The 17,650-nt window shown below is 68.0% G+C and carries 14 protein-coding genes; 7 read left to right on the top strand and 7 right to left on the bottom strand.

From position 1 onward, the window contains the following. Positions 1-41 precede the first annotated feature (41 nt). Genes AC07O3_RS18635 through AC07O3_RS18610 form a run of 6 tightly spaced genes read left to right on the top strand, consistent with a single transcriptional unit; the run spans position 42 to position 6,321 of the window. Positions 42-1,040 (top strand): Bug family tripartite tricarboxylate transporter substrate binding protein, encoded by a 999-nt coding sequence (locus AC07O3_RS18635; RefSeq protein WP_093051361.1) that lies wholly within the window; start codon positions 42-44, stop codon positions 1,038-1,040. Between the two features lie 54 nt (positions 1,041-1,094). Beyond that, positions 1,095-2,006: a 5-dehydro-4-deoxyglucarate dehydratase gene (gene kdgD / locus AC07O3_RS18630; protein WP_093051358.1), complete on the top strand. Its 912-nt coding sequence runs from the start codon at positions 1,095-1,097 to the stop codon at positions 2,004-2,006. A gap of 45 nt (positions 2,007-2,051) precedes the next feature. Further along, positions 2,052-2,501, top strand: a complete 450-nt coding sequence (locus tag AC07O3_RS18625) for a nuclear transport factor 2 family protein (RefSeq protein ID WP_093051355.1) — start codon at positions 2,052-2,054, stop codon at positions 2,499-2,501. A 5-nt stretch (positions 2,502-2,506) separates the two neighbouring features. Beyond that, entirely contained in the window at positions 2,507-3,493 is a 987-nt protein-coding gene (locus tag AC07O3_RS18620) for a Bug family tripartite tricarboxylate transporter substrate binding protein (RefSeq protein ID WP_093051351.1), read from the top strand. Between the two features lie 16 nt (positions 3,494-3,509). Then, positions 3,510-4,871, top strand: coding sequence for a glucarate dehydratase (gudD, locus tag AC07O3_RS18615; protein ID WP_495340000.1), 1,362 nt, complete (start codon positions 3,510-3,512; stop codon positions 4,869-4,871). Between the two features lie 13 nt (positions 4,872-4,884). Beyond that, entirely contained in the window at positions 4,885-6,321 is a 1,437-nt protein-coding gene (locus AC07O3_RS18610; RefSeq protein WP_093077759.1) for an aldehyde dehydrogenase family protein, read from the top strand. Between the two features lie 7 nt (positions 6,322-6,328). On the opposite strand, the gene AC07O3_RS18605 is transcribed toward AC07O3_RS18610, so the two are convergent. Further along, complete coding sequence (locus tag AC07O3_RS18605; RefSeq protein WP_093051342.1) at positions 6,329-7,882, bottom strand: ABC transporter permease/substrate-binding protein; 1,554 nt, start codon at positions 7,880-7,882, stop codon at positions 6,329-6,331. 105 nt (positions 7,883-7,987) lie between these two features. On the opposite strand from AC07O3_RS18605, the gene AC07O3_RS18600 reads away from it, so the two are divergent. Next, a complete protein-coding gene (locus tag AC07O3_RS18600) occupies positions 7,988-9,058 on the top strand; it encodes an ROK family protein (protein WP_489013528.1) in 1,071 nt (356 codons plus the stop codon). Between the two features lie 13 nt (positions 9,059-9,071). On the opposite strand, the gene AC07O3_RS18595 is transcribed toward AC07O3_RS18600, so the two are convergent. The 6 genes from AC07O3_RS18595 to AC07O3_RS18570 form a co-directional block, all read right to left on the bottom strand. After that, positions 9,072-10,739, bottom strand: coding sequence for an Ig-like domain-containing protein (locus tag AC07O3_RS18595; protein ID WP_495340072.1), 1,668 nt, complete (start codon positions 10,737-10,739; stop codon positions 9,072-9,074). Positions 10,740-11,019: 280 nt separating this feature from the next. Further along, positions 11,020-12,552 (bottom strand): efflux transporter outer membrane subunit, encoded by a 1,533-nt coding sequence (locus AC07O3_RS18590; protein ID WP_495339999.1) that lies wholly within the window; start codon positions 12,550-12,552, stop codon positions 11,020-11,022. Positions 12,553-12,567: 15 nt separating this feature from the next. Continuing rightward, the gene (locus AC07O3_RS18585; RefSeq protein WP_495339998.1) at positions 12,568-13,695 is read right to left on the bottom strand and encodes an ABC transporter permease; all 1,128 of its coding nucleotides are present in this window, start codon (positions 13,693-13,695) and stop codon (positions 12,568-12,570) included. An 11-nt stretch (positions 13,696-13,706) separates the two neighbouring features. Continuing rightward, complete coding sequence (locus AC07O3_RS18580; protein ID WP_495339997.1) at positions 13,707-14,843, bottom strand: ABC transporter permease; 1,137 nt, start codon at positions 14,841-14,843, stop codon at positions 13,707-13,709. Then, entirely contained in the window at positions 14,840-16,630 is a 1,791-nt protein-coding gene (locus tag AC07O3_RS18575; RefSeq protein ID WP_495339996.1) for an ATP-binding cassette domain-containing protein, read from the bottom strand. Before AC07O3_RS18575 ends, AC07O3_RS18580 begins: the two co-directional genes overlap by 4 nt. Continuing rightward, the gene (locus AC07O3_RS18570) at positions 16,630-17,643 is read right to left on the bottom strand and encodes an HlyD family secretion protein (protein ID WP_495339995.1); all 1,014 of its coding nucleotides are present in this window, start codon (positions 17,641-17,643) and stop codon (positions 16,630-16,632) included. The genes AC07O3_RS18575 and AC07O3_RS18570 overlap by 1 nt, the downstream gene beginning before the upstream one ends. Positions 17,644-17,650: the final 7 nt, after the last annotated feature.

Below are 17,650 nucleotides of genomic sequence, written 5' to 3'. Positions count from 1 at the left end.
CCGTGCGCAGCCATGACGACCATCGAACAACAGGAGGCAGCATGTCCATCAACCGACGCGGCGCACTTGGCGCCGCACTGGCCACGACGCTGGCCGCCAGCCTGCCCCTGCGCGCCATTGCGCAGGGCACGCAGGGCGGCACCGGCAACTGGCCCTCGAAGCCAATCAGGATCATCGTGCCGTACCCGCCGGGCGGCTCGTCCGACATCATTGCGCGGGCCATCAGCCAGCCGCTGTCGGAGGCGCTGGGCCAGTCGGTAATCATCGACAACCGCGCGGGCGCCAACGGCAACCTCGGCGCCGACCTGCTGGCCAAAGCGCCGGCCGACGGCTACACGCTGATGCTGTGCGACCTCGGCGCGCTGGCCATCAGCCCGTCGCTGTACCCCAAGCTGCCTTTCGATCCGTCGAAGGACCTGCGCAGCGTGTCCATGCTGGCCTACTCGCCGCACCTGCTGGTGGTGCACCCCTCGGTGCAGGCCAGCACGCTGAAGGAACTGGTCGAGCTCTCGAAGAAAAGCGATCTCAACTTTGCCGTTACCGCCAGCGGCAGCACCGCGCATCTCGCGGGCATCGAACTGCAGCGCAAGGTCGGCGCCAAGTGGGAATACGTGCCCTACAAGGGCGGCGTGCAGGCAGTGCTCGACACCGTGTCTGGCCAGACTCAGGTGCTCATGAACGGCATGCTCGCCACCTACCCGCAGGTGCAGGCCGGCAAGCTCAAGCTGATTGCCGTGTCCAAGGCCACGCGCATGCCGCTGATCGGCAGCGTGCCCACCATCGCGGAGCAGGGCGCGCCCGGCTACGAGTCGGGGACGTGGCAGGGCGTGGTCGCGGCGCGCGGCGTGCCTGACGCGGTGATCGCCCGGCTCAACAAGGAACTGGTTCGCATCATCCGCACGCCCGACATCCGGGCCCGCCTCGCGGGGCAGGGCGCCGAGGTCGTGACCATGACCGCGCCCGAGCAAGACCAGTTCTTCGCCAAGGAGCGCGCGCGCTGGGCGCAAGTCATCAAGGAAGCCAACGTCAGGCTCGACTGACCGCCTGCTTCACCCCCTTTTTTCTTTTCTCAAATCTTCACTGGACGATTCCCGATGAACCCGCAAGAACTCAAGACCATCATGGGCTCCGGCCTGCTCTCGTTTCCGCTGACCGACTTCGACAGCAACGGCGACTTCAACCCGGCGGGCTATGCCAAGCGCCTCGAATGGCTCGCCCCTTACGGCGCGAGCGCGCTGTTCGCGGCCGGCGGCACGGGCGAGTTCTTCTCGCTCACCGGCGAGGAGTACCCCGGCATCATCAAGACCGCAGTGGACACCTGCCGCGGCGTGGTGCCGATCATTGCCGGCGCCGGTGGTCCCACGCGCTTTGCCATCCAGTGTGCGCAGGCTGCAGAGAAGGCCGGCGCGCACGGCATCCTGCTGCTGCCGCACTACCTCACCGAAGCCGGCCAGGAAGGCCTGGCCGCGCACGTCGAAGCCGTGTGCAAGAGCGTGAAGTTCGGCGTGATCGTCTACAACCGCGCCACCAGCCGCCTGAAGCCCGACACGCTGGCCGGCCTGGCCGAGCGCAACCCCAACCTCGTCGGCTTCAAGGACGGCGTGGGCGACATCGAAGCCATGGTCGCCATCTACCAGAAGATGGGCGACCGCTTCGCCTACCTGGGCGGCCTGCCCACGGCCGAGGTCTATGCCGCGGCCTACAAGGCAATGGGCACGCCGGTGTATTCGTCGGCCGTCTTCAACTTCATTCCGAAGACCGCCATGGATTTCTACAAGGCTGTTGCCGCCGACGACCTGCCCACGCAGCACCACCTGCTGAAGAACTTCTTCATGCCCTACCTCGAGCTGCGCAACCGCGTGCCGGGCTATGCCGTGAGCATCGTCAAGGCCGGCGCAAAGATCGTCGGCCACGACGCAGGCCCCGTGCGCGCACCGCTCACCGACCTGAAGCCCGCGGAGATGGAACAGCTCAAGGCGCTGATCGACGCGCTCGGCCCGCAGTAAGCCTGCAGCGTCGAACACCACAAACAACAACGGAGACAAGACGCCATGTTCCTCAAGAAGTTTTTCCTGATCGCCGCTTCGGCAGCCCTGTTCTCGGCCTGCTCGATGATGCCCGCGGGCAGTGCGGCACCGGCCGCACCCGAAGTGGCTGCCGCCGCCGAACGCCTGCGCATCGCGATGGTCGACCCAACCCCTGCCGCACTCGGCGCGCTGGTGTCCGACGACCTGAGCTACGGCCACTCGGGCGGCAAGGTCGACACCAAGGCCAGCTTCATCAGCGACCTGCTCGACGGCAAGTCGGACTTCGTGTCCATCGCCATCACCGAGCAGACCGTCAAGGTGGTCGATGCCAACACCGCCATCGTGCGCCACACGCTCACGGCCGACACCAACGACTCGGGCAAGCCCGGCAAGGTGGCGCTGAAGATCCTCGGCGTCTGGCAGAAGCAGGGCGGAAGCTGGAAGCTGCTCGCCCGCCAGGCCGTGAGGATCTAGTCCGCATGAAGAAGAGACTCCTTCTTGCCGCGGCCCTCGCAGCTGCCTCGACCGCGCTGCTGCCCCTGCATGCCTCGGCGCAAGCCGATGCATGGCCGCAGCAGAAGCCGGTGACCATCATCGTTCCGTTCCCGGCCGGCGGCTCCACCGACATGGTGGCGCGCGCACTCGCACTGCAGATGCAGACCAAGCTCGGCGGCAGCTTCGTCGTCGACAACCGGCCCGGCGCCACAGGCACCATCGGCACCGGCTTCGTCAAGCGCGCGGCGCCTGATGGCTACACGCTGCTGGTGTCCTCGCTCGGCGCCTTCGTCGTCACGCCGCACCTGCAAAAGAGCGTGCCCTACGACGCGACCAAGGACTTCGACTACATCAGCGTGCCCGTGCAGGCGCCCAACGTGCTCGTCGCCAACGTCGCGCGGCCCGAGCACACGGTGGCCGACGTGCTGGCGCTGCTGCGCAAGACGCCGGGCAAGGTCTCGTTCGCGAGCTCGGGCAACGGCTCGTCCGACCATCTCTCGGCGGAACTCTTCTGGCAGCAGACCAAGACCGAAGGCGTGCACGTGCCCTACAAGGGCGGCGCGCCGGCGGTCAACGACCTGCTGGGCAACCAGGTCGACTTCTCGTTCCAGAACGTGAATGCCGTGCTGCCGCACATCCGCGCGGGCAAGCTGCGCGCCATTGCCGTTACCGGCGACAAGCGCTCACCCGTGCTGCCCGACGTGCCCACGCTGGCCGAAGCCGGCGTGAAGGGTGCGGAGGTCTATTCGTGGCAGGGCATGGCTGCCCCCAAGGGACTGCCGCCTGCCGTCAAGAAAAAGCTGAGCGACGCCGCGATTGCCGCCATGCAAGACCCCGAGACGAAGAAGCGCATGCTCGACCAGGGCCTCGAAATCGTCGCCAGCACGCCCGAAGAATTCACCGCCTTCCAGTTGCGCGAATGGGCGCGATGGAAGACATTGATCGACACCCGCCACATCACCGCAGACTGAGGCACCGAGCCCGAAGATGACAAGTCCTGAATCCGTTGTTTCCAAAGTCGTGTCGGGCGCACCCGTCGTCACCGGCATGCGCGTGGTTCCCGTCGCGGGCCACGACAGCATGCTGATGAACCTCAGCGGCGCGCACGGCCCGTTCTTCACGCGCAACCTGCTGATCCTGACCGACAGCGCCGGCCACACCGGCGTGGGCGAAGTGCCTGGCGGCGAGAAGATCCGCCAGACGCTCGAAGACGCGCGCGACCTCATCGTCGGCCAGCCCATCGGCCGCCACAACGCGGTGCTCAACAGCCTGCGCAGCGCCTTTGCCGGACGCGACAGCGGCGGTCGCGGCCAGCAGACCTTCGACCTGCGCGTGACCATCCATGCGGTGACGGCCGTCGAGGCCGCGCTGCTCGACCTGCTCGGCCAGTTCCTCGAAGTGCCCGTGGCGGCCCTGCTCGGCGAAGGCCAGCAGCGCGACGCGGTGCAGATGCTCGGCTACCTTTTCTACGTAGGCGACCGCAAGAAGACCGATCTGCCGTACGAGACCGACCCCAACGCCGACAACGACTGGTTCCGCCTGCGCCACGAAGAAGCGATGACGCCCGAAGCCATCGTGCGCCTGGCCGAGGCCACGCACGCGCGCTACGGCTTTACCGACTTCAAGCTCAAGGGCGGCGTGCTGCGCGGCGAGGAAGAGGTCGAGGCGATCCGCGCGCTGCACGAGCGCTTTCCGAAGGCGCGCGTCACGCTCGATCCGAACGGCGGCTGGCTCCTGCAGGACGCGATTCGGCTGTGCCGCGACCTGCACGGCGTGATGGCCTATGCAGAAGACCCGTGCGGCGCCGAAGGCGTGTTCTCCGGCCGCGAGGTGATGGCCGAGTTCCGCCGCGCCACGGGCCTGCCCACCGCGACCAACATGGTGGCTACCGACTGGCGCGAGATGGTGCATAGCCTCTCGCTGCAGTCGGTCGACATTCCACTGGCTGATCCGCATTTCTGGACCATGCAGGGCTCGGTGCGCGTGGCGCAGTTGTGCCAGGCCTGGGGCCTGACCTGGGGCTCGCATTCGAACAACCACTTCGACGTGTCGCTGGCGATGTTCACGCACGTGGCGGCGGCTGCGCCGGGCAAGGTCACGGCAATCGATACGCACTGGATCTGGCAGGATGGCCAGCGCTTGACGAAAGCGCCATTGCAAATTGAAGGCGGCTTGGTGAAGGTGCCGACTCGCGGCGGCCTGGGCATCGAACTCGACATGGACGAAGTCGAGAAGGCGCACCAGCTGTACCTGAAACATGGCCTCGGCGCGCGCAATGACGCACAGGCGATGCAATATCTCATTCCCAACTGGACTTTCGACAACAAGCGCCCGTGCATGGTGCGCTGAAGGAAACGACGCAATGCAGAACTTCGACAACCTCATCGCCGGCGAATGGCGTGCTGGCGCAAGCTACAGCCCCAACGTCAATCCGAGCAACCTGTCCGACGTGCTCGGCCAGTACACGCAGGGCGATGCCGCCCATGTCGACGCCGCCGTGGCAGCCGCCACCGCAGCGTTCCCGGCCTGGGCCACGGGCAGCGTGCAGGCACGCTCCGACGCGCTCGACAAGATTGGCAACGAGATCCTGGCGCGCAAGGAAGAGCTGGGCACGCTGCTGGCGCGCGAAGAAGGCAAGACCAAGGCCGAAGGCATTGGCGAGGCCACGCGCGCGGGTCAGATCTTCAAGTTCTTCGCGGGCGAATGCCTGCGCCTGTCGGGCGAGTTGCTGCCTTCGGTGCGCCCCAACATCGGCGTGGAAATCACGCGCGAGCCGGTTGGCGTAGTCGGCCTCATCACGCCGTGGAACTTCCCTATTGCCATTCCCGCGTGGAAGATCGCGCCTGCACTGGCCTTCGGCAATTGCGTGGTGCTCAAGCCTGCCGACCTCGTGCCGGGCAGCGCCTGGGCTCTCTCCGAAATCATCAGCCGCTCGGGCATTCCGGCCGGCGTGTTCAACCTCGTGATGGGGCGCGGCAGCGTGATCGGCGAGGCGCTGGTCAACCACCCGGGCATTCATGCGATCAGCTTCACCGGCTCGGTGGGCGTGGGCCGCAACATCGCGATCCAGTGCGTCACCAAGCACAAGAAGGTGCAGCTCGAAATGGGCGGCAAGAACCCGCAGGTGATTCTTGACGACGCCGACCTCGCGCAGGCCGTGGAGCTCAGCGTACAGAGCGCGTTCTACTCGACCGGCCAGCGCTGCACGGCGTCGAGCCGCCTCATCGTCACCGAAGGCATCTATCCGAAGTTCATCGCCGCCATGAAGGAACGCATGGCGAAGATCAAGGTGGGCGACGCGCTCGCGCAAGGCACCGACGTGGGCCCGGTCTCGTCGAAGTCGCAGCTCGAGCAAGACCTGAACTACATCGAGATCGGCCAGAGCGAAGGCGCCACGCTGGCCGCCGGCGGTGAACGCCTGAAGCTGGAGACCGACGGCTACTACATGTCGCCGGCCCTCTTCAGCGAATCGGCCGCGGCCATGCGCATCAACAAGGAAGAAATCTTCGGCCCGGTGGCGAGCGTGATCCGCGTGAAGAACTACGAAGAGGCGCTGGCCACGGCGAACGACACCGAGTTCGGCCTGTCGGCCGGCATTGCTACCACTTCGCTGAAGTACGCCACGCACTTCAAGCGCCACAGCCAGGCCGGCATGGTGATGGTCAACCTGCCGACGGCCGGCGTGGACTATCACGTGCCGTTCGGCGGTCGCAAGGGCAGCAGCTACGGTCCGCGCGAGCAGGGCCGCTATGCGCAGGAGTTCTTCACGACTGTGAAGACGGCCTACACGCTGGCCTGATCGATCTTCAGGCGGGCGGCAGCGAGCTCGGCGGGGCTCGCCGCCTGCGCCGCATCAGGTACTCCACGAGCTCGAAGATCCCTTCGCTCAGCAGCGCCAATGCGGCTGCCGGCAGTGCACCCGCCACCAGCAGCTCGCGGTCGTTGAGCGCCAGCCCCGTCACGATGCGCTCTCCGAAGCCACCCGCACCAATGAAGGCCGCGATGGTCGCCGTGCCGATGGCAATCGCAGTGGCGGTGCGCACGCCCGCCAGCAGCGTGGGCAGCGCCAGCGGCAGCAGCACCAGCTGAAGGCTCTGCGGCGGCGTCATGCCGAGCGCGGTGCCGGCGAGCCGAAGGCCGTTGGGCACTTCGGCCAGGCCCGTCACCGTGTTGCGCATGATCGGCAACAGCGAATAGAGCGTGAGCGCAATCAGCGCGGGCAGCGCGCCGATGGCGCCCAGCATCGAGATCAGCACGGCCAGCAACGCGAGCGAGGGCACGGTCTGCAGCAGGCTCGCAAAGCCCAGCACCACAGCGCGCAACCGCACATGCGGAAACACAAGGATCGCGATCGGCACGCCGATCAGGATGGCGATGCCGACCGACAGCGCCACCAGCACCAGGTGCTGCCGCGCGAGCTTCCACAGGTCGGGCCCGAACAGCTTGGCCATGAAGCCGCGGCGCGCTTCCTGCGGCTGCGCCTTTGCATCCTTGCCCGTATTCGCCAGGAAGTCGCGCGCGATCACGTCGAAGGGCACGCTCTGCAGCTCGGCGCGCGCGTTCATCGCGATCATTGCGTGCTCGTCGACCTTGCCTTCGAGCGTCTGCAAAGCGGCCCAGGCCTTAGGCAGCCGCGTGGGCAGGTCCAGCTTGTAGAGCACCACGGCGTCGTAGCGCGGAAAGTATTTCTTGTCGTCTTCCAGCACGCGCAGGCCGAGGTGGTCGATCTTGGCGTCGGTGGTGTAGATGTCGATCACGTCGATCTGCTTGGCGGCCACGGCGTCGTAGGCCAGCCCGTGGTCGAGACCGGTGGGCACCTGCGTGAAGCCGTAGCGGTCGGCCAGGCCCTTCCATCCGTCGGCGCGGCCGATGAATTCGTTCGACAGGCCGAGCTTGAGTTCGGGGTGCTTCGCCAGGTCGCTCAGCGTGCGCAGGCCCAGCCGTTCGGCATCGGGCGCGCGCACCGCGAGTGCGTAGCCGTCGTTGAAGCCCAGCGGAATCGCCACGCCCAGGCCCATCGGCGCGAGTGCCGCGTTCATGGCCTCGCGCGTGTTGGCCGGCGAGCCCTTGAGGATTTCGAGCGCGATGGTGCCGGTGTATTCGGCGTACATGTCGATGGCGCCCGAGCGCAGCGCCTCGTAGACGATGGCCGTGTTGCCCAGCCCCTGCCGCACGACGGGGGGCGATGCAGTGTGCGGCGCCGCCGTCTGCGCCAGCAGCTCGGCCAGGATGTACGACTCGGTGAAGCGCTTGGAGCCGACGCGCAGCGTCTCGTCCGCGGCCCGAGCGGCGCCGGACGCGGCAAGCCAGGCAAGGGCGAACAACAGGGCGGCGCGCCAGAGGCTGCGGGGCAGATGCATCCGGGCCAGTGTATAGACAACGCCCTGTTCGGCGTACCCGTCAATCTCCTACACGCCGTGGTGCGCGGTGCCGATGCGGCGGGCCGCCGATCGGCCCCACAGTCGATGGCCATGAAGACCCAACCCAGGAAAGACAAGCTCCCCGGCCCCGACGTCCACGGCCTGCGCGAACTGCCGGGGGTGCAGGTCGACGGCTACAGCCTGCAGCTGCGCGACAAGGACGGTTTCGTAGGCGACCAGGCCAGCCAGACGGCCTTCCGCGAACTGCTCGAACGCTGGCGCAAGCGCCACCGCAGGAAGGGAAAAGACCCGCTGGGCCTCTCGCATTCGCGCGACCTGAGCAAGAGGGAGCTCGACCAGGCGCTGCAGGAAAAGAAGGCGTCCGAAGCCACCGACGTGATGCATGCAGCCATCGAGGAGTTCGCGCAGGAGCTGGCCTTCGTGATCCAGCGCTTCATGCGCCAGCCCTCGTGGCAGAAGGTGCAGCGCATCGTGATCGGCGGCGGCTTTCCCGAGAGCGACGCGGGCGAGCGCGCCATCCTGCAGGCCGGCGCCATCCTCGAAGAGATGGGCCTGCACGTGCAGATCGGCCGCCTCTCGCACGACGTGGACGACGGCGGCCTGATCGGCTGGGCGCACCTCGTGCCGCCCCACATGCTGAAGGGGCACGACGCGATCCTCGCGGTGGACATCGGCGGCACCAACGTGCGCTGCGGCATCGTGAAAACGCGCCACCGCAAGGCGCCCGACTTCTCGCTCGCGAAGGTGGTGCGGCGCGAGAAGTGGCGCCATGCGGACGAGGACCCCAACCGCGGCGGCATGGTCGATCACATCGCCGGCATGCTCGAGGACATGGTGCTCTACAGCGAGCGCAAGAAGATCCGGCTGGCACCCTTCATCGGCATCGGCTGCCCGGGCCTGATCCGGCAGGACGGCTCGATTGCGCGCGGTGCGCAGAATCTGCCGGGCGACTGGGAAGGCCACGCCTTCCACTTGCCGAGCCAGCTGTGGCGCCGCATGCCGATGATGGGCTCTGGCCCGACGCTGGTGCTGATGCACAACGATGCGGTGGTGCAGGGCCTGAGCGAGCTTCCCTTCATGCGCGACGTGCGGCACTGGGGCGTGCTGACCATCGGCACGGGGCTGGGCAACGCGAGCTTCACCAACCGGCCCTGAGGCCGGGCCAACGCTACAGGTCTTCGGGCCGCAGGCCTTCGATGCGCATGCTGGCGGAAGCTGTGGCGACGTTGCCTGCCGCATCGATGGCGCGCACTTCGATGTTCGCGGCGCCGGGCCTCTTCGGCGTCCACGTGCAGACGTACGGCGCGGCGTGCAGCGTGCACGCGGTCTTGCCGTCGATGACGAACTTCAGCTCGGCCACGGCCACGTTGTCGGATGCCGTGGCGGAAAGCCTTGTCGCCATGCCTGCCGCGGCGGTTGGCGGCGGGGCCAGCGCAACTGTCGGCGCCACCGTGTCGGAAGGCGGATTGACGATCACGTTGGCAGAGGCCACGGCGGCGTTGCCAGCCGCGTCGAGCGCGACCACCCGGATCGTCTGCACGCCGGGCGCGGTCGGCGTCCAGCTGCAGGTGTAGGGCGGGGCAGTGAAGGTGCAGATCGGGATGCTGTCCCGGCCCAGCACCTTGACGCCCCACACGCCCGCGTTGTCCACCACGGCCGGCGCGATGGTGGTGGGTTGGCCCACCACGGCCATGGAAGGCGCGGCCAGCGAAACGGTCGGCGGCGTCGCGTCGGTGCCGCCGAGCGCCAGGTCGATGGTGAACATCGGCTGGCCCTGCACGGCCTTCTGCTCGAACGCATCGAAGATGGTGAACCAGCTCGCGCCGGGCGCACGGTTGGCGGCGCGCGCCTTGACCAGCAGCGTCGTCTTGCCGACGGCAAAGCAGCTGAAGCCGCAGTTCCAGTCGAACACGAAGCGGCCCGACGCATCGGCCACGCCCGTCACCAGCATAACCAGCGGCTTGCCGGCCCCGGGGTCGCGCCACACCGACACCTGCGCGCCGGGCAGCGCGGCGCCAGTGTCGCGGTCGGTCACGCGCACCTGGGTGCCGGTGGTGGCCGCCATGAACTTCGAGCTGCCGAGCTTGGGCCAGTCGGTCCAGTCGGTGTCGATGTTGGCCTTGGTGCCGGCCGTGAAGCGGATCATCTCCAGCGTGGCGATGCGGTTGGCCGCAGGGTCGCGGCGCTGCTCGAAGACGGTGCCCAGCAGCGGGTCGAGCCGCCAGTGCTGGCGCGTCCACCAGTAGCGGTCGTTGTCGTTGGCCAGGGCGAGGTCGACGATGGGCGCGACGCCGGTGGTGTCGGCCACCGCAACGCCGTTGTAGTACTCGCCCGCGCCGGCGCCGAACACATGCTCCAGCTCGTGCAGCAGGGTCTTGAGCTGGCGGGCGAGGTAGTCCTTCTCGGTGGACTCGGGCGCGCCGGGGCTGGGCGCGCGCGACAGGCGCAGTGGGTCGTGGATGGCGATCCAGTTCAGGTTCCAGGTCACGCCTTTCTGCGGAAAGGTCCAGCTGGTAGACAGCCCGCCGTGGCTGTAGCCGCGGGTGGACTTCGATATGCACACCACCACTTCGCCGTTGACCAGGCCGTTGTAGCTGCACTGCGGCGCGGTGGCGGGCGCGGCGAGCTGCAGGTCGGCGGCGGGGTCGAAGGCAAAGCTGCGCACGGTCTCGCGCGTGAACACCGTGTTGACGTCGGCCACGTACTGCGCGAGCCGGCGGGCGGCTTCGGCGGGGCCGATGTCGGTGGCCAGTTCGGGGTCGACGATGAACTTCAGGCGATGGGTGCTGGGGGCGGCCCGGCCGACTTCGTCCATTGCGGCGAAGGCGGGCACCATTCCAGAAAGCGCGAACAGAGCTGGTAGCACGAACGCCAGACTCGCGAATGCACGCAGCGAGAAGAAAGCTCGCATCGGTTTTCCCCCGGGGCAGGGGCGCAGGACTCAAACGGATGACGCCTCGGTCGGCCTTTTCAGGGGCCGGGCCCAGGCGGGCTGCCCCGCGATGCAGGGGGTGCCGGAAGATCCGTTCACGTCTGCCCGATGACGAATCAGTGGGCAGGCAGGCTTGTCAATCCCGGAAACCGGTGGGTATTTTAGTCTGCATGTTCAACTTGTTTCAATTGTGTTGCATTTGTGCTTCTGACGCCACAGTGTCACCACCCAGCGCCTTGTAGACCGCCACCAGGCCCACCGAGAGACGGCTGGTGCTCTGTGCCTGGTCGCGCTGCGCCTGCAGCAAGGTGCGGCGCGCATCGAGTTCAACGCCAAAGTCGGTGAGCCCGCCCTTGTAGCGAGCCGCCGCCAGCACCAGCGCATCACGGCTGCGGCGTTCGCGCTCGGCCAGCTCGACCTGGCGTTGGCCCTCGGCGGCGTAGGCGTTGAGGGCTGAATCGATCTCGTGCCAGGCCTTGAGCACGGTCTGCTGGAACGCCACGGCCGCTTCCTGCTGCTGCAGCTCGCGCAGTTCGATGGTGGCGCGGCGGCGGCCGTTGTCGAAGATCGGCAGGCTGATCGACGGGCCCACGTGCCACTGCCGGCTGCCCCAGTCGCCGAAGCGCTCGCTGCCCACCGATTCATAGCCGAAGCCGGCGCCCAGCGTCACGCGTGGATAGAGGTCGGCCACGGCCACGCCGATGCGGGCTGTGGCGGCGTGCAGCTGCGCCTCGGCGGCTGCGATGTCGGGGCGGCGGCGTGCGAGCTCGGCGGGCAGGCCCAGCGTGAGTGCGGGCAGCGCGGGGGCGTCTGGTGTGTCGCCGGTGACGGTGTCTGCCAGCTCGGTGTTCAGTGCGCCAGGCGCGGCACCGGCCAGTAGCGTGATGCGGTTCATTGCATCGGCCTCTTGCTGCAGCAGCGCGGGAATGCGTGCGCGCAGTTCGGCCACCAGCGCACGCTGGCGCACCGGGTCCAGGTCGGTGACGAGGCCGCCGTCGGCGCGTGCCTGCACCAGTTCGAGCGACTCGGCGGCCGCCGCGATGTCGGCGCGCGCGATGCGCAGTTCGCGCTGTGTGCCGCGCAGCTCGAAATAGTTGCGCGCCAGTTCGGCCTGCACGCTGAGCCGGGCCTGCTGCAGCAGCGCAGCCGATGCGCTCGAGTCGGCATCGGCCGCCTCGATGGCGCGGCGCACGCGGCCCCACAGGTCGATTTCCCACGAGGCGTCGAAGCCGGCCTGATAGAGGTTGTAGGGCTCGCTGAGCGTGCGGATGAGCTGGTCGCGGTTGGAGACCGACGAGCCCAGCGCGTCGATCATCCGCGTGGCGGAGCCGCTCTCGCTCTGGCGCTGCCGCGTGACGCCGGCGCTCGCATTCAGCTGCGGCCCCTGCTGGGCTGCGGTGGTGGTGCGCTGCACGCGGCTTTGGGCGAAGCGCAGGGCGGCGGTCTGCAGGTCGGGGTTGCTCGCGAGCACCATGGCTTCGAGGCGGTCCAGCACCGGATCGCCGAAGGCTTTCCAGTCGCCGGATGCGATGTTGCCGACGGGCGCTGCTTGCCGCTCCGCACCAAGCAACGCGGGCGAACCGCCATGCCATGCAGACCAATCGGCGGGAGCGCGGGCTTCGGCCGGCTTGTGGTCGGGTCCCACGGCGCAGCCGACAAGAATGAAAGCGAGAGAGAGCGTGGCCGCGACGGAAGAATGAGGAAATGGAAGGGGCATGACGTGCTCCCGTTATCAGACAAGACGATTGCGGAACAGCCACGCCGCCAGCGGCAGCGTGATGGCGGCGATGACAGCAAGCGGAATCAGGTTGTGCCAGACCGTGCCCAGCCCCACGCCTTCGAGGTACACGCGCTGCACCAGGTCGATGGCAAAGCGCAGCGGGTTGGCCAGCGTTGCCACCTGCAGCGCGTGCGGCATGTTGCGCACCGGCGTGGTCAGGCCCGACAGCAGCATCAGCGGCATCAGCAGCACGAAGGCATAGAGCATGGCCTGCTGCATGTTGGCCGACACGGCCGAGATCGACAGGCCGATGCCCACGCTCGCCACCGTGAAGAACAGCAGCCCTGTGTACAGCGTGACGAGCGAGCCCGCCATCGGAATGCCGAACCAGAAGAGCGCCACCAGCAGGATCAGCGACGACTGCACCAGTCCCACCAGCACCGGCGGCAGCGCCTTGCCGATCATGATTTCGAGCGGCGACATCGGCGTTACCAGCAGCTGGTCGAAGGTGCCTTGTTCGCGTTCGCGCGCCACCGACAGTGCGGTGAGCAGCAGCGTCTGCAGCATGCTGAGCGCGGCGATCATGCCGGGCAGCAGGTTCCAGCGCGTTTCGAGATTCGGGTTGAACCACGCGCGCGATTCCACGACCAGTGGCGACGGCGGTGCGCCCACGCGCGTGCGCAGCTCGGCGTTGTAGCGCTCGACCACCGCACTCACGTAGCCGGCCGCCGAGCCCGCGGTGTTGGAGTTGCGCGCATCGAGGATCAGCTGGATGGCCGCCGTCTGCCCCGCGCTGAGCTGCTGCTCAAAGTTGGCGGGTATCTGTATGACCAGCAGTGCCTTCTCGGTGTCGATCACTTCGCGGATGTCGGCCTGCGAGCGCAGCGTGGCGACGCGGTGAAACACGCCGGTGCTGTCCAGATGCGCAATCAGCTCCGTCGACGCGCCGTTGTGGCTCTGGTCGAGCAGCGCATAGGGCACGTTGGTGAGGTCGTAGGTCGCGCCGTAGCCGAAGACCAGGCTCTGCATGATCGCCGGTGCGATCAGGATGGCGCGCGTGGCCGGGTCCTTGAGGATGGTCAGCAGCTCCTTGCGGCAGAGGTTGGCAACGCGCAGGAAGAAATCGATGAGGGCGTTCATGGCCGGGGCTTTCAGTCGAGGCTCTTGCGCGTTACCGCGCGCGCCACCAGCAACAGGCCTACCGCATACGCCATCAGGATCGCGCAGTTGCGCCAGATCAGCGGCCAGACGTCGCCCGCGAGAAACAGCGTCTTGATGAGGTCCATGAAGTAGGTGGCCGGCAGCAGGTGGCCGATCACCCACACGGCGGTGGGCACGTTGCGCAGGTCGAACAGGAAGCCCGACAGCATCATCGAGGGCATGAAGGTCGCGATCAGCGCCACCTGGCTCGCGAGAAACTGGTTGCGCGTGACCGACGAGATCACCAGGCCCAGGCTCACCGCCACGATCAGGTACAGCATCGAGCTGAACACCACCACGACCAGCGAGCCGTACATGGGCACCGCGAACAGGTAGCGCGCCGAGAGCAGGCACAGCGCAAGGCCCAGCATGCCGACCGCGAAGTACGGAATGATCTTGGCCAGCAGAATCTCGACCGGCCGCACGGGCGTGACGAACAGCGCCTCCAGCGTGCCACGCTCCCACTCGCGCGCCATCACCAGCGCGGTGAGAAAGGCGCCGACCAGCGTCATGATGAGCACGATGAGCCCCGGCACGAGGTACCAGGTGCTGGTGTTCGCAGCGTTGAACCACATGCGCTGCTCGACGGTGACGCTGCCGACGGGCGGGGCGTCGGCGCCGGAGGCGTTGCCGCTCCTGTCCATCTGCCGGATTGCCGATTGCGCGAGGGCGCCTGTCACGTACGCCTGGATGATGCTCGCGCGCCCTGCGTCCGAACCGTGCACGATGAGCTGCACGCGCGCATTGCCGGCAGCCAGCGCGCGCGAGAAATCGGAAGGCACGCGCACGATGCCGTCGACCTTGCGTTCGCGCATCAGCTCTTCGGCGTCGTGCATCGAGCCCAGCAGCACTGGCGCGATGGTGGGCGAGAGCTGCAGCCCGGCGATGGCTTCGTGCGCGGTGGGCGATGCGTCTTCCATCACCACCGCGACGGGTGCGTTCTTCACGTCGAGCGACATGCCGTAGCCGAAGATCAGGATCAGCACCATCGGCAGGAGGATGCCGATGGCCAGGTTGCTGCGGTCGCGCAGCAGCTGGCGGAATTCCTTGCGCGTGAGGGAGATCAGGCGGGACCAGAAGCCGCTCATGCCGTCACCTCTGTCTTTGTTTCTTGCCGCGCCTTCTCGACGATGCCGATGAAAGCCTGCTCCATGTCGATGCGCCTGCCGCTGTCTTCCTCACCGCCCAGCGCCTGCGCGCGCACTTCCTGCGGCGTGCCGATGGCCAGCACCTTGCCCGCATCCTGGATCACGATGCGGTCGCAGTATTCCGCCTCTTCCATGAAATGCGTGGTGATGACGACCGTGGTGCCGCCTTCGGCCAGCGCCGTGATGCGCCGCCAGAACTCGCGGCGCGCGAGCGGGTCGGCACCGCTGGTGGGCTCGTCGAGGAACAGGATCTCGGGTTCGTGCAGCAGGCCCGTGGCCATGGCCAGGCGCTGCTTGTAGCCGCCGGGCAACTGGCCGCTGGGTACGTCGAGCGAGTGGGCCAGGTCGAACTGGCGCAGCACCGTGTCCATGCGATCGCGCAGCTTCGCGCCGCGCAGGCCGTAGGCGCCGCCGAAGAACGAGAGGTTCTCGTGCACTGTGAGGTTGCCGTAGAGCGCGAACTTCTGCGAGACATAGCCGATGCGCTGGCGCGCCTGCGCGCGGGCATGCCGCAGATCGACGCCGGCCACGCGCAACTGGCCGCCGCTGGCGGGCAGCAGGCCGCAGAGCATGCGGAAGGTGGTGGTCTTGCCCGCACCGTTGGGGCCGAGCAGGCCGAAGATCTCGCCGCGCCGCACCGAGAAGCTGGTGCTGGCCACCGCCACGAAGTCGCCGAAGCGGCGTACGAGGTCCTTGACTTCGATGACCACTTCGCCGGGTTGGCCTGTGCTCGGTTGCGAAGTGGCCATGCTGGTGGCCCGGGTGGCGTCGGCGTTGGGCGATGGCTGCGCACGCAGCAGCGTCATGAAGCCGTCTTCGAGGCGCGGCGCGACCGGCTCGGTGCGCACGCCTTCGAGCAATGCATCGAGCCGCGCACTGTCCACCTCGTCGCGGCGGATGAAGCGCACCTCGCCACCTTGCGGCACCGCATCGATGATCTCCTGCCGCGCGTCGAGCAGACGGGCCTGCAGCAACCGTGGCGGCTCGCCGTCGGGCGGTGTCGCGATGAAGCAGAGGCCGTGTGCCCGGTCGCGCAGTTCGCTGGGCGCACCCTGCGCCAGCAGCTTGCCGCCATGCAGCACGAACACATGGCTGCAGCGCTCGGCCTCGTCGAGGTAGGCGGTGCTGACGATGACCGAGAGCTTTTCGTCGTCTACCAACTGCTGCACGATTTGCCACAGTTCGCGGCGCGAGAGCGGGTCCACGCCCACGGTCGGCTCGTCGAGCAGCAGCAGGTCGGGCGAGCGCACCAGCGTGCAGGCCAGGCCCAGCTTCTGCTTCATGCCGCCCGAGAGCTTGCCGGCCGGGCGATCAGTGAAGCGGCCCAGGTCGGTCATTTCCATCAGCCGCGCATAGCGTTCGCGCCGCTTGTCGCGTGGCACGCCGTGCAGGTCGGCGTAGAGGTCGAGGTTCTCCTGCACGCTCAGGTCGTCGTAGAGGCCGAAGCGCTGCGGCATGTAGCTGATGCGATCCTGCACGGCCTGCGGATCGGCCGATACGTCGATGCCGAGCACGCGCAGCTCGCCTGCGTCGGCGCGCATCAGGCCGGCCATGAGGCGGAGCAGCGTGGTCTTGCCGGCGCCGTCGGGACCGACCAGCGCAGTGAGCGTGCCGGCGGGCACTTCGAGCGATACGTCGTCGAGCGCGAGCACGGGTTCTTTCGACGCTTTCAGCAGGAAGCGCTTGTGCAGCGAGCGTCCGGCCACGGCCGGCCCGGTGATTGGCATCAGGGGTTGCCGGTGGCGGGCGACAGTTGGAGCCGCACGGTGGCCGGCATGCCGAGCCGCAGCCGGTCTTGCGGGTCATCGACCATCACGCGAATCTCGTAGACGAGGCTGCTGCGCAGTTCCTCCGTCTGCACGGTCTTGGGCGTGAACTCGGCCACCGACGAGATGTAGCCGACCTTGCCGGCGATCGCTTCGCCGGGCTGGCTGTCGGTGCTCACGCGGGCGTCCTGCCCGGCGCGCACGCGGCCAAGGTCGGGCTCGGCCACATAGGCGCGCACCCACTTGGGATCGGTGATGGCGAGCGTGAAGGCCGGGCGCTGCGGCGAGGCCATGTCGCCGGGCTCCAGCAGGCGGGCGCGCACGACGGCGTCGATGGGCGCCTTGAGCTCGGCCTCGGTGAGCTGGTGGTTCATGAGCGCGAGCTCGGCGCGGGCCGATTCGAGCTGGGCAATCGCTTGGCCGATGTCTTCCTTGCGCGGGCCGGTGATGACCAGCTGCTGTGCCTTGCGGGCGTTGTCGAGCTGCGCCAGCGCCACCTTGCGCCTGGCCTGTGCGCTGTCGAGGTCCTGCTGGCTCACGGCGCGGCCGGCCGTGCTGGCGCCGATGGCCTGCAGGCGCGCGAGCTGCTGCTGTGCCAGGTCGGCATCGGCCTGCGCGCCGGCCACCTGGGCCTTGGCCTGTGCCACTTCTTCGGGGCGGCTGCCGGTCTTCAGGCGCAGCAGGGCCTGTTCCTGCACGCCGATGCGCGCCTGCGACTGCGCGACGCGCAGCACCAGCGAGCGGGTGTCGAGCCGGCCGAGCACCTGCCCGGCGCGCACGCGGTCGCCCTCGCGCACCGTCAGTTCGGCCACGCGATCGTTGGCGTTGAAGGCCAGCGAGACCTGGCGCAGGTCGACGTTGCCGTACAGCACGAGCTGGTCGGAGGGCGTGGCCGAGCGGTGCGTGTACCACCAGCCGCCCACCGCCGCGACGATGGCCACGGCGGCGATGGCAATGAGGGGCTTCTTGTTCATGGCGTGT

The sequence above is a fragment of the Variovorax sp. GW821-FHT09D05 genome, from assembly GCF_059416325.1.
Note: the sequence above shows the minus strand (reverse complement) of the source record. Positions and strands in the feature narration are given on the sequence as shown.